The sequence below is a fragment of the Mariniflexile sp. AS56 genome (assembly GCF_030552475.1).
Classification (GTDB): Bacteria; Bacteroidota; Bacteroidia; order Flavobacteriales; family Flavobacteriaceae; genus Mariniflexile.
Genome location: NZ_JAUPED010000002.1, coordinates 73,552 through 87,483, shown reverse-complemented (window position 1 = coordinate 87,483; position 13,932 = coordinate 73,552). Strand labels below are relative to the sequence as shown.

11 protein-coding genes are annotated in these 13,932 nt (G+C 33.1%); 9 read left to right on the top strand and 2 right to left on the bottom strand.

What is annotated here, in order from left to right; genetic code table 11:
* The first annotated feature begins 72 nt into the window (after window positions 1-72).
* The 9 genes from Q5N74_RS03070 to Q5N74_RS03030 all read left to right on the top strand — a co-directional run bounded on the left by Q5N74_RS03070 (window position 73) and on the right by Q5N74_RS03030 (window position 11,242).
* Entirely contained in the window at window positions 73-2,919 is a 2,847-nt protein-coding gene (locus tag Q5N74_RS03070; protein ID WP_304387237.1) for a metalloprotease, read from the top strand.
* 173 nt (window positions 2,920-3,092) lie between these two features.
* Complete coding sequence (locus tag Q5N74_RS03065; protein ID WP_304387236.1) at window positions 3,093-5,504, top strand: thiamine pyrophosphate-dependent enzyme; 2,412 nt, start codon at window positions 3,093-3,095, stop codon at window positions 5,502-5,504.
* A gap of 16 nt (window positions 5,505-5,520) precedes the next feature.
* Entirely contained in the window at window positions 5,521-5,910 is a 390-nt protein-coding gene (locus Q5N74_RS03060) for a DoxX family protein (protein ID WP_304387235.1), read from the top strand.
* Window positions 5,907-6,377: a hypothetical protein gene (locus tag Q5N74_RS03055; protein ID WP_304387234.1), complete on the top strand. Its 471-nt coding sequence runs from the start codon at window positions 5,907-5,909 to the stop codon at window positions 6,375-6,377. The genes Q5N74_RS03060 and Q5N74_RS03055 overlap by 4 nt, the downstream gene beginning before the upstream one ends.
* Before the next feature lie 171 nt (window positions 6,378-6,548).
* The gene (locus tag Q5N74_RS03050; protein ID WP_304387233.1) at window positions 6,549-7,142 is read left to right on the top strand and encodes an archaeosortase/exosortase family protein; all 594 of its coding nucleotides are present in this window, start codon (window positions 6,549-6,551) and stop codon (window positions 7,140-7,142) included.
* The gene (locus Q5N74_RS03045; protein ID WP_304387232.1) at window positions 7,123-7,533 is read left to right on the top strand and encodes a hypothetical protein; all 411 of its coding nucleotides are present in this window, start codon (window positions 7,123-7,125) and stop codon (window positions 7,531-7,533) included. Before Q5N74_RS03050 ends, Q5N74_RS03045 begins: the two co-directional genes overlap by 20 nt.
* A gap of 174 nt (window positions 7,534-7,707) precedes the next feature.
* Entirely contained in the window at window positions 7,708-8,100 is a 393-nt protein-coding gene (locus Q5N74_RS03040; protein WP_304387231.1) for a VOC family protein, read from the top strand.
* Window positions 8,101-8,478: 378 nt separating this feature from the next.
* Window positions 8,479-10,905, top strand: coding sequence for a phenylalanine--tRNA ligase subunit beta (gene pheT / locus Q5N74_RS03035; RefSeq protein WP_304387230.1), 2,427 nt, complete (start codon window positions 8,479-8,481; stop codon window positions 10,903-10,905).
* A 94-nt stretch (window positions 10,906-10,999) separates the two neighbouring features.
* On the top strand, window positions 11,000-11,242 hold the full coding sequence (locus Q5N74_RS03030; protein WP_304387229.1) for a DUF2007 domain-containing protein: 243 nt from the start codon (window positions 11,000-11,002) through the stop codon (window positions 11,240-11,242).
* Window positions 11,243-11,262: 20 nt separating this feature from the next.
* Here Q5N74_RS03030 and Q5N74_RS03025 read toward each other — a convergent pair whose 3' ends face one another.
* Together Q5N74_RS03025 and Q5N74_RS03020 are read right to left on the bottom strand one after the other, a co-directional pair.
* Window positions 11,263-11,679 carry a hypothetical protein gene (locus Q5N74_RS03025; RefSeq protein ID WP_304387228.1) on the bottom strand — a complete coding sequence of 139 codons (417 nt, stop codon included), beginning with the start codon at window positions 11,677-11,679 and terminating at the stop codon, window positions 11,263-11,265.
* Between the two features lie 277 nt (window positions 11,680-11,956).
* On the bottom strand, window positions 11,957-13,588 hold the full coding sequence (locus Q5N74_RS03020; RefSeq protein ID WP_304387227.1) for an ABC-F family ATP-binding cassette domain-containing protein: 1,632 nt from the start codon (window positions 13,586-13,588) through the stop codon (window positions 11,957-11,959).
* Window positions 13,589-13,932: the final 344 nt, after the last annotated feature.

Sequence of the window (13,932 nt, the reverse complement as noted above, 5' to 3'; positions counted from 1 at the left end):
AAATCAACATAGAAACATGCACGCAAGTATATTTCACTATCTTGCAGTGCCTTGTGAATTATTAACCTCGAAATGTTTATATTAAATTTGAAATCACGTCTTTTCAGTTGTGCCTTATTTGCTTTGGTATGTTATGCTGGCTTTGGTCAAAACAAAATTGATTTAAAAGCCGTTTTTCATATTGATAAAAGGCAAATAAATATATCCCAAACTATTCAATATCAAAACACATCTCAAGATACCCTTCAAACTATTTATTTAAACGATTGGAATAATAGTTATTCAACAAAAAAAACACCGTTGGCCATCAGGCTTGCCGACGAGTATAAAAACGATTTTCATTTAGCTAAAAATGAAGAAAGAGGCTATTCTGTGATTACATCTATTAGAGAAGGGAATCAAAATTTAGAATTTCAGCAGGTAAAAAATCAAATAGATATTATTAAAGTTGAACTAAAAACGCCACTGAAACCTAATGAAGTTTACAACATTCATTTAGAATATATTGTTCAAATACCTAGTGACAAGTTTACAAATTACGGGATTACTAGTACCGACGATGTTAACTTAAGATATTGGTATATAACACCCGCCGTTTACAATGGGGAATGGCAGTATTATAGCAATAAAGGTTTGGATGATTTATACATTCCGCCAGCCGATGTGCATCTAGAAATTGAATACCCGTTGGGTTATACTATCACTTCAGAATTAAATGTAAGTAAACAAGCCCAATTAATTAACAAACAAACCATTACACTCGAGGGCACGCAAGTGCTAAATAATAAATTATTCTTAAATAAAGTTTCAACATTCAACACCATTCAAAAAGATGACTTTTCATTAATTTCTAATATTAATGGCGATGGTTTAGAAATGATTGATAAGGTTTTAATAACCGATAGAGTCACTTCTTTTATTCAAGATAAACTGGGAAATTATCCACACAAGCAACTTCTATTATCAGAGATTGATTATAATAAAGACCCCGTTTATGGTTTAAATTTTTTACCGAATATTATTAAACCCTATCCCAATCACTTTCAATACGAACTGAAATTATTAAAAGTGACATTACGTAATTATCTGGAAAACGCATTGCTTTTAAACCCAAGAAAAGAACAATGGCTTATAGATGGTATCCAAACCTATTACTTAATGGATTATGTTGACCAGCATTACCCAAATATGAAATTTTTAGGTTCGTTAGCCAAAATTTGGGGGATTCGTTCCTTTCATGCTGCCGACATGGATTTTAATGATAAATACCTCTTAGCTTATATGCTTATGGCGCGAACTAACAGAGATCAGCCATTAACACTGCCTAAAGATTCCTTATTAAAGTTTAATAATAGTATTGCAAATAAATACAAAGCTGGTATTGGTTTAAAATATTTAGACGATTTTATAAACCATGATATTGTTGAAAACAGCCTATCAGAATTTGTAAAACAAAACAAATCAACACCCGTTACCGCAAAAGATTTTGAAACCTATATCAAATCTAAAACTGAAAAAGACATCGATTGGTTTTTTACCGATTATTTGACGACACGAAAAAAAATAGATTTTAAAATAAAGAAGGTTCATAAAACAGACGATTCTATCACGGTAACCATTAAAAACAAGCAAGATAACAACATGCCTGTTTCATTATACGCTTTAAATAATGATAATGTTATTTCTAAAACTTGGATTGAAAACATCACCGAAAACAAAACCATAACCATTCCAAGAAACGATGCCAACAAATTGGTACTAAATTACAACAGCATCATTCCTGAAATTAACGAACGTGATAATTGGAAATCCCTAAAAGGCTTCTTCTTTAACAACAAACCATTACAATTTAGGGTTTTTCAAGATATTGAAGACCCGTATTACAACCAAGTGTTTTTCATGCCTATAGCCGAATTTAATAATATTTACGACGGGTTTACACTGGGTTTAAGAATTTATAACAAAACAGTTTTAAGAAAACTATTCAATTACCGTATTGAACCTCAATACTCTTTAAACTCTAAAACCATTACAGGGTCGGCAGTAGCTTCTATGACGCATTACTTAGACAATTCCAACCTTTACGCTATATACTATGGTATAAGTGGTGGTTATGTATCTTATGCTGAGAATTTATTTGTTACACAAGTATCACCTTCACTTACATTTTTGTTTAGAGAGAAAAGTGATTTGCGCTCCAACAAAAAAGAAGCCCTTACATTAAGATATATAGATATTAATAGAGATAAAGACGCGACCAATCCTTTGGCAACTACCGAGCCGAATTACGGTGTATTTAATGCCCGTTATGTTGATTCTAATGATAATTTAATTGAATTTAGTAAATGGTATACGGATGTTCAAATTGCTAAAAACTTTAGTAAATTATCTTTTAATTATGAATACCGCCGTTTGTTTGAAAGTAACCGTCAGTTAAACTTACGCTTTTATGCAGGTACATTTTTAAAAAATAGCACCAACCCTAATTCTAATTACTTCAGTTTCGCATTAGATAGGCCAACTGATTATTTATTTGAATACCCCTATTTAGGGAGGTCTGAGGCATCTGGTTTGTTTAGCCAGCAATACATAGAAGCAGAAGGTGGTTTTAAATCAAAATTAGACACTCCGTTTGCTAACCAATGGATTTCTACCTTGAATGCAAGTACCACACTTTGGAAATATGTTTTAGTTTACGGCGACATCGGTCTAGTAAAAAACAAATTAAACACCCCACATTTTGTATATGATTCTGGTATTCGAATTAATTTAGTTACCGATTATTTTGAAATCTACCTGCCTTTATACTCAAACTTAGGCTGGGAAATTGGTCAACCAAATTACGACGAAAAAATACGTTTTAAGTTTACTGTAGACCCACAAGCTCTTTTGGGTTTATTTAGACGTCGCTGGTACTAAAATCAGAAATATATTATACAATTACTAGTTAAAACACCACTTTAATGTGTTTTTAATAATTTAAACCTCATATAATTAATATTTTTAAGAAATTCATAATTGATTGCTTTGATATTTTAATTGTAAAACCCGCAAACTTTAACTACTTTTGCATAAGTTAAAGCATTATACTTATGCACACTATTCCAGATTTGAAAAACAACATATCATTCGAAGATTTTAAAACGGAAGTTTTAAACGATTATAAAATCGCTGTAAAAAGTCGTGAATGTAGTTTGCTAGGTCGCCGTGAGGTGTTAACTGGTAAAGCTAAATTCGGTATTTTTGGAGACGGTAAAGAAGTTCCTCAATTAGCATTAGCGAAAGCCTTTAAAAAGGGCGATTGGAGATCGGGCTATTACCGTGACCAAACGTTTATGATGGCGATTGAAGAATTAACCATCGAGCAATTCTTTGCTGGTTTATATGCCAACACAAATTTAGAACTGGAACCCATGTCTGCAGGACGTCAAATGGGAGGTCATTTCGTAACACACAGTTTGAATAACGATGGTAGTTGGAAAAACTTAACAAGTCAATACAATTCCAGTGCAGATATATCACCTACTGCGGGGCAAATGCCACGTTTATTAGGACTAGCACAAGCATCAAAAATTTTCCGACAGGTAGAAGGTATCAATACCACTAATTTTTCGGTAAATGGAAATGAAGTCGCTTGGGGTACCATTGGTAATGCCAGTACGAGCGAAGGTTTATTTTTTGAAACTATAAATGCCGCTGGTGTTCTACAAGTCCCTTTAGTAATTAGTGTTTGGGATGATGACTATGGTATTTCAGTACACGCTAAACATCAAACAACAAAAGAAAACATATCTGAAATTTTAAAAGGATTTCAAAGAAACGACGAAGAAAAAGGCTTCGAAATATTACGAGTAAAAGGTTGGGATTATGCCAATTTAGTAGAAACTTACCAAGAAGCTGCTGCCATTGCACGCGATGAACATGTGCCTGTTTTAATACATGTATCCGAATTAACACAACCTCAAGGCCACTCGACATCTGGTTCGCATGAACGCTATAAAAATGCTGAAAGACTTGCTTGGGAAGCGCAACACGATTGTAATGCAAAAATGCGCGAATGGGTCATTGAAAGCGGTATTGCCACCAATGAAGCTCTTATTGAAATAGAAAGAGCTATTAAAAGAGAAGTACGAGAAGCTCGAAAAAATGCTTGGAACACCTTTTTAAAACCTTTATTAAAAGAACAAAGTGAGATAGTTTCTATTTTAAAACAAGTCGCTCCACAAAGTGAGAACGCTGTTTTTATTGAAAAAATAAAAGATAATTTAACGGCTATAGATGAACCTACCCGTAAAGATCTTTTATCTGCAGCTAGAAAAATATTAGTTCTTATTCTTAAAGAATCTTTTCCAGAAAAAGAAATACTTAGTAATTGGATTAATAAAACGTTCGAAAACATTCAGCCAAATTTTAGTTCACATTTATACTCTGAAACCAACAGGTCTAATATTCTTATTAAAGAAGTTAAACCTGCTTATGATGAAGATGCCGAATTAGTTGATGGTCGTATTATACTTCGTGATAATTTCGACAGTATTTTTAGCAACTATCCTGAAACACTTGTTTTTGGTGAAGACACAGGAAATATTGGCGATGTAAATCAAGGTTTAGAAGGTTTACAGGAAAAATATGGTGAATTAAGAGTTGCCGATGTTGGTATTAGAGAAGCAACTATAGTAGGCCAAGGCATTGGCATGTCGCTACGTGGCTTGCGCCCAATTGCCGAAATTCAGTATTTAGATTATATTTTATACGCACTTCAAATTATAAGTGACGATTTAGCAACAACACATTACAGAACCAAAGGCAAACAAAAAGCACCTCTAATTATAAGAACACGTGGCCACCGTTTAGAAGGTATTTGGCATTCAGGTTCTCAAATGGGTGGTATTTTACACTTAGTGAGAGGCGTTCATGTTTTAGTACCAAGAAACATGACGAAAGCCGCTGGCTTTTATAACACACTTTTAAAAGGAGATGACCCTGCTATTGTAGTTGAGTGTCTTAACGGATACCGATTAAAAGAAAGAAAACCGAACAATTTAAGCGCTATGCAAACACCTATTGGTGTGGTAGAAACTCTAAAAGAAGGTGCCGATATTACTATAGTTTCTTATGGATCGACATTACGAATTGTAGAACAAGTCGCTAAAGATTTACTAGCTGTTGGTATTGATGTTGAAGTTATAGATGTTCAATCATTATTACCTTTTGATTTGAACCATGATATCGCTAAAAGCATTCAGAAAACCAACCGTTTAATGATTATTGATGAAGATGTTCCTGGTGGAGCTTCTGCTTATATTTTAAATGAAATATTAAACATTCAAGATGCTTACCAATATTTAGATAGTCAACCAAAAACACTTACAGCGAAAGCCCATAGGCCTGCTTATGGTAATGATGGTGATTATTTTTCAAAACCATCAGCCGAAGATATTTTTGAAGAAATATATGGTGTTATGCATGAAACAAACCCAAATGAATTCCCCAAATTAAGATAGACATATAGATTTTAGAATGAATAAAAACTTCACGAACTTAGGCTTATTAATTCTTAGAATAGGCTTTGCAGGTATGATGCTTACACATGGTGTCCCTAAATTAAATTTATTATTTGAAAGTCCTATAAAATTTGCAGACCCTATAGGTGTTGGCCAAGTAGCTTCCTTAATTTTAGCTTTAATTGGAGAGGTTGTAGCTCCTATTTTAATATTAATTGGTTTTAAAACCAGATTAGCGGCCATTCCAGGAATTATCACCATGTTTGTTGCTGCCTTTATTGTGCACGCAAGCGACCCTATTGGCGTAAAAGAAAAGGCACTATTGTATCTTATCGGTTTTATAGTTATTTTCTTGATGAATGCTGGTAAATACTCTGTGGACGGATTTAAAAATAAACGCATTTGAAAACAGCTTCAATTGTTGAAATAAAAAAAGAATTAAGCCATAAATCTTATGAAGAGCTAGCAGAACTTTGTTTACACCTTTCAAGGTTCAAGAAAGAAAACAAAGAGCTTCTCACCTATTTACTTTTTGAATCTCATAATGAAGACGGCTATATAGAATCTGTTAAAGGTTATATCGACGAGCAATTTGAACTTGTAAATACGAGTAGTTATTTCTACATACGAAAGAGTGCACGTAAAATTTTAACCCATACCAAAAAGTATATTCGTTATTCAAAAACCAAAGAAACAGAAGTGGAACTTCTTTTATATTTCTGCCAAAAGTTAAAAGGCTTTTCACCTAGTATAAAATATAGCACGCAATTGCAAAACATGTACAACCGCCAAATAATACTCATTAAAAAACTGGTTGGCACCTTACATGAAGATTTGCAGTACGATTATAAATTATTACTCGAAGATTTATAGCTTAGCACATCTCTTAATTCCTCGCTAATAACAACAAATAAATAGACTCTCGAACAATATTAGTCTGTTTAAGGTATTTTATAGGATAAAAACCAAGTCTCATCGAAAAAAATGTTTGATAAATAAAATTGTAGTTATTTTCATTCGTTGAATCAATTTAGTATAGAAAAAATGAAATCGCTTACTTCATTTAAAAATGAAATTCCCTTACCAATACGACTTTTTTTAGGAAAGGCTTTGGTGTTTTTTATTGCTTGGAAAATTATTTATGGTGTTTTCTTTTATAATTCAAACTCATTAGACAACGTATTAACTACGCACGTAGCTGACGCATCTACCTTTGTTTTAAATAATTTTAGCTCTATGAGCGGGTTTGAAGCCAAAACCGAGATTTTTACCGAAACTTTTGGCGGTGAACTTGTTGAATACAAGGCTTCTGCTATTTACCACAACAATTATAAAGTTTTAAATATAGCAGATGCTTGTAATGGTTTAGAACTGTTAATGTTATACATAGGTTTCATAGTGTGTATGCCATCAAAAATAACACGTAAAATACTGTATATAATCATTGGAATTATACTTCTTGATATTACCAATATTCTTAGATGTGTTGGGTTAATTTATTTAAGAGAATATTTTCATGCTTATTTTGATTTTGCTCACCATTATTTATTTAAACTTGTTGTTTATACAGCAACCTTTTTAATTTGGGTGGTTTATACCCGAAAAATACATTTAAAAAATGAATCTATACCGGTCTGATAAAGTACGCTTCGTTGCTGGCTTTATACTTATAATCATCATTTATTCTTCGTTTTATATTTTTTTCTTAGAAAACAGAAGTTTAATATTACCCGGTAAAATAAGGCACCTCATAAAATTTGCAGCAACCATTGCAGTGTATTTTGTTGGCACCTATCATTTAGGAAAATTAGAAGATTCTTGGATGTCATTCCTTTGGCACATTATACATATTTCTGGGCTTGCCATTATTACCGCTTTGGGGCTTTTCGATTGGTTTATTACAGAAATCACCTTAAACCTTCGGTTATTTGCTAATTCCATTCAAGAATTGTTAATATCACCCTTGCTTTATCTCGCCATGGGCCTACTAAATAAAACCCTAAAGAGAAGTACTACGTCCAAAATTTAGAGTTATTAAAGAATTTTCTAAGTAAAGTTGTTTTTATACTTTTATTGGATTTTTACAGTCAGATTGCTGTAAAAATTTACCGATCAATTGATTTTCTGATTTTAAAATATTAAATTACATGTAAATTTAACATCCTAAACTCATGTAAATTAATTCATTATAAATTCTAAAATCATGGAAAACACGCAATCTAACCCAGTTGGCTGGTTCGAAATTTATGTAAATCACATGCCGCGAGCCAAAAAATTTTACGAAACCGTATTGCAAACAACTTTAGAAATACTTGTACCACCTGGTGAAGAGTCTGATCTTGAAATGTATACATTTCCTTCTAACATGAATATTTATGGCTCAGGTGGTGCTTTAGTATATATGGAAGGTTTTAAGGCGGGAGGCAATAGTACGGTAATTTATTTTTCTAGTGATGATTGCAGCTTGGAAGAATCCAAAATAGAAATAGCAGGAGGAAGTGTGTTTAAATCTAAAATGTCTATTGGCGAATACGGGTTTATTGTTTTAGCAACCGACACCGAAGGTAATATGTTTGGAGTTCATTCTATGAAATGACTTTTGAAGACTGTACTCCTTGACATCTAATAGGCCATTCTTTTAGGGTTGTGAAAAACAAACTCTTTTATTAGCACTAGATTTCTACTTGTCACAAACTACTTTAACCAAATACTCTAGAACCTAATACCTAGTTCAATTCACAACAGGTAGTTGCGTTAGGGATTGAAACGGCATCCTTTTTTGAGGCACGATAAAAAGATATAGTGAAAAGCCCGACCTTTAGGTAACGCCCAAATTAAAACTATAATTTGGACGCTATTCCGTGTTTTATTTGCTCAAAAATTAGTCTTTGAAGGCATGCTTTATAACGTTTTTTAGAAAGGAAAAATGAAATAAAATATGTACTTTTGCACTCGTTTAAATAGCAAATAATTTATGAAGATTTCATACAACTGGTTAAAACAATTTATTAAGATTGATTGGACACCAGAACAAGCAGGCGAATTACTAACAGATTTAGGATTGGAAGTTGAAGGTATTGAAGCCTACCAATCTGTTAAAGGCGGACTAGAAGGCATTGTTGTGGGCGAAGTTTTAACGTGCATACAACACCCAAATGCCGATAAATTAAAAATTACGACTGTTAATATTGGTGCCGATGCACCGCTACAAATTGTGTGTGGAGCGCCTAATGTTGCTGCTGGACAAAAAGTACCTGTGGCTACTATTGGGACGACCTTATACACCGAAACTGGTGAAGCTTGGACTATTAAAAAAGGAAAAATTCGCGGAGAGGAAAGTCATGGTATGATTTGCGCCGAAGACGAACTTGGTTTAGGTAAATCGCACGATGGTATTTTGGTTTTAGATGCCAACATTGAAGTAGGAACACTGGCTGCTACTATTTTTGATATTGAAAACGATCAAGTTTTTGAGATTGGTTTAACACCAAACCGTGCCGATGCTATGAGTCATTTAGGTACTGCTCGCGATTTAAAAGCTGGGTTGGTACAAAAGGAAATAAATTTAGAGTTTATCACCCCATCTGTAAGTTCGTTTCATGTAGACAACCGCTCTTTAAGAATTGATGTAGATGTACAAAATAAAGAATTATCACCACGTTACTGTGGCCTCACTATTTCTGGTATTAAGGTAAGTGAGTCGCCGGCTTGGTTACAACACCGCTTAAAAGCTATTGGCTTAAGCCCTATTAATAATATTGTAGATGTAACCAATTATGTACTTCATGATTTGGGACAACCGCTACATGCCTTTGATGCTGCAAAAATTTCCGGTAATAAAATAGAGATTAAAACCTTAGATGCAGGTACTAAATTTATAACCTTAGATGGTGTAGAACGCACCTTACATGAAGATGATTTAATGATTTGTGATGCCGAAAAACCGATGTGTATTGCAGGTGTTTTTGGAGGAATTAATTCAGGTGTTTCAGAAGGAACAACTAGTATCTTCTTAGAAAGTGCTTATTTTAACCCTGTGAGTGTTCGGAAATCGGCTAAACGTCATGGTTTAAATACGGATGCCTCTTTTAGATTTGAACGTGGTATTGACCCAAACATTACAGAATATGCTTTAAAACGTGCTGCTTTATTAATTCAAGAAATTGCAGGCGGTGAAATTACAAGCGAAATTGTAGATATTTACTCGAATAAAATTGAAGATTTTCAAGTGCGTTTAAGCTTTGAAAATGCTAAGAAATTAATTGGAGAGGAAATCCCTAAGGAAACTATCAAACGTATTTTAACCTCCTTAGAGATTAAAGTAAATAACGTTACCGAAACAGGATTGGGATTAACTGTTCCTGCGTACAGAAATGATGTAACTCGTGAAGCAGATGTTATTGAAGAAATACTACGTGTTTACGGTTACAACAATATTAAAACGACTGAAAAGTTAAACGCATCTATTTCAAATTCTACGCGTTTTGAAGATCATAAAATTCAGAATTTAGTAGGAAACCAATTAGCTTCTCAAGGTTTCTTCGAAATACTTTCAAATTCCCTTACCACACCTAATTACGTGGCTTTAAGCGAGCAATTAAAAGAAGAACATAACATTAGCATTCTAAACCCTTTAAGTGGTGATTTATCTGTTTTAAGACAGTCGTTGTTGTTTTCTGGATTGGAGGCGGTGTCTTTTAATATAAACCGAAGACGTTCCGATTTAAAACTTTTTGAATTTGGAAAAACATACCATGGTTATACCGAAAAGCGAGAAGAATTTAAACATTTATCACTATTTGTAACAGGCAACCAAACTATTGAAAGTTGGAATGCAGCGAATTCTAAAAGCGATTTCTTTTTCCTTAAAGGAAATATTATTAGTGTTTTAGAGCGCTTAGGTGTGTCTAGGTTTAATGAATCGCCTATTGAAAATGATTTATTTAGCGAAGGCTTAAGCTTTGGCTTAGGTAAAATGAAATTGGTAGATTTTGGATTGGTAAAAAAATCAATTTTAAAACATTTTGATATTTCTCAAGATGTGTTGTATGCTAATTTTTATTGGGATACTATTTTAGATATTGTAAAACGTAATAACATTTCATTTAAGGCAATACCAAAATACCCTGAGGTACGCCGTGATTTTGCTTTGTTATTAGATGATAGTGTTACTTTCGAATCTATCCATAAAATTGCTAAAAAGAGTGAAAAACAATTATTAAAAAATGTAAGCCTTTTTGATGTTTATCAAGGAAGCAACTTACCTGCAGGTAAAAAGAGTTATGCTGTTAGTTTTACATTACAAGATGAAAATAAAACGCTTACCGACAAGCAGATAGATAAAATAATGAAGACTCTACAAACTCAGTTTGAAAACCAATTGGGTGCGGAATTGAGATAACCTCATTTTTATACATTTTTAAAAGTCGGCAATTGCCGACTTTTTTTTACCCAAAAAATATCGTATATTTAATAGCAATCCTAATTCAAAAGCTATGACAGATTCTAATTTTATAAAAATATTCACAGGTAATTTCGCTATTGTTCAGCGTATTGTAATGGAGTTAAATGATTGGGATATTAATCCGGTTATTAAAGAGCAAACTGAATCGGGACTTCTTATACCTGTTTTTGGTGGTTCAAACTCCGATTATCAAGAAGTATTTGTGCATCAAGATGAGTTGGATAAAGCCTTACCCATTGTTGAGAACATAACCAATGAAGTGCTACCCGAGTAAGCTTTATTAAAACAATTCTTTTACTTTTTTTGTATTCTATTAGCAATTTCCCAGCCTATCCATGCCATGGGCATATACGCTACTAATAAGTCTAATACTGAAAACCAAGTAGGTGCTGGCAACATATAATTCACCATAACGCCACCCATTAAAAATAACACACCTATAACTAATGAAAAAGTCATTTTATGACTGCCAGCAATTAAGCCCGCCTTGGTTGCTCCCACCAAAGTTCCCAAGGCATGTGCCATAAAAGGAAATATAAAATGGTGACTTTCTAAATGAGGCATCACTTCTGCTAATGCCTGCATGTCATTTACATCAACACCTTCGATTGGGTATATTTTATTTCCGAGTTGCACTATTGCCATGTTTACAATACTACCTCCCAACCAGCCACCTATAACTGCCAAAATATTTCTTAATAGTGGATTCATCCTCGTTTTATTGAATTAAAATGAAATATTTACAAAAGGAATTACTGGACTTGTATAAATACTTTCTCCTTCTTTATATAACAAATTATATTTTGCACCAATTACATTTTTAGGGGTTATGCTCCAGCTAGTAAAAACACACTTGGCTCTTCTAATATTATTTATACTAAAGATATTAAATTTATCCTTAAACTATAAAATAGCTAAATTTTTAAAATTGGCACAAAAAAAACTCCCGATAAGAATCGAGAGTTTGTATTATAAAAATAAGTTGTTTTTAAGCTGTAACCGAATACATTTTTTTACGCAACTCCTTAATTTTAGAATCTTGCATATACTCATCAAACGTGGTATATCTATCAATAACTCCATTAGGTGTTAATTCTACAACTCTGTTTGCAACTGTTTGTGCAAACTCGTGATCGTGTGTTGTAAACAACATTGTCCCTTTAAAGTTGGTAAGCGAGTTGTTAAATGCTGTAATACTCTCTAAATCTAAATGGTTTGTTGGTTCATCTAGCATCAAAACGTTAGCACGTACCATCATCATTCTACTTAGCATACAACGTACTTTTTCACCTCCAGAAAGTACATTCGATTTTTTTAAGGCTTCTTCACCACTAAAAATCATTTTACCAAGAAACCCACGAATGTTGACTTCTTCGCGTTCTTCTTCAGTAGTTGCCCATTGGCGTAACCAATCTACTAAAGTTAAATCGTTATTAAAAAATTCGCTATTATCTAAAGGTAAATAAGATTGTGTGGTAGTAACCCCCCAATCAAACCTACCAGCATCGGCTTTTTCCTTATTATTTAAAATTTCATAAAAAGCGGTTGTTGCTCTAGAATCTTTTGAAAATACAACAACTTTATCACCTTTTGCTAAGTTTAAATCAATGTCTTTAAAAAGTACATCGCCATCTTCATTACTAGATGCTGCTAAACCTTGAATATTTAAAATTTGATCGCCTGCTTCTCTATCACGTTCAAAAATAATGGCTGGATATCTTCTGCTTGTACGTCTAATATCAGCAATATTCAATTTTTCTATCATCTTCTTTCTACTTGTAGCTTGCTTACTTTTTGCAACGTTAGCAGAAAAACGACGGATAAATTCTTCTAATTCTTTTTTCTTCTCTTCAGCCTTTTTATTTTGTTGTGCATGTTGGCGTGCTGCTAATTGAGACGACTCATACCAAAACGTATAATTTCCCGAATAGTGGTTAATTTTTCCGAAATCGATATCTGAAATATGTGTACAAACCGCATCTAAAAAGTGACGGTCATGCGATACAACAATCACACAGTTTTCATAGTTTGCTAAAAAGTGCTCAAGCCATGAAATGGTTTCGTAATCCAAATCATTGGTAGGCTCATCCATAATTAACACATCAGGGTTTCCAAATAAGGTTTGCGCTAAAAGCACACGCACTTTTTGTTTTCCATCCAAATCGCCCATTAATGTATAATGAAATTCTTCTTTTATACCTAAATTAGATAACATGGCGGCCGCATCACTATCAGCATTCCAACCATTCATTTCCTCAAAAAGCACTTGAAGTTCTCCTATTCTATCTGCATTTTCATCCGAGTAATCTGCATAAAGGGCATCCATTTCAGCCTTAATTTTATACAAAGACTTATTTCCCATTAAAATGGTGTCTAAAACAGTATGTGCATCATATAAGTTATGGTCTTGTTCTAAAACAGACATACGCTTACCGTTTTCTAAATGTACATTTCCAGAAGTTGGGTCTTGTTTACCAGAAATAATCTTTAATAAGGTAGATTTTCCAGCACCATTTGCACCAATAATTCCGTAGCAATTTCCTGTATTAAACGTTGTATTTACATCATCAAAAAGAATGCGTTTTCCAAATTGAACCGAAAGGTTTGATACTGATAACATAGTGGGTGTTTTATTTTACTCAGATATTCTTAAAATTGTTGTTTGAGACTTCAAAAACTTTCTGTTTTTATAAGATATACTCCTTGACATATATCTTTTTTGAAAGTTTGGTGCAAAAGTAGAAAATTCAAACCGTAAGTCGAAACTTAGTTACTTAATTTTTAATTGATTGTTAATCATTGATGATTAACAATTTACAGGATATTCCCCCTACAGCACCACGTCAACTTTTAACTTTCCAAATTTAAAGCCTTCGTTTAACTTGTAACATTTAACAACGCATTAACAGCAGTTTATAAATACAACACATATTTTTGTACCTATTAATTGTGTTTACTTTTGAA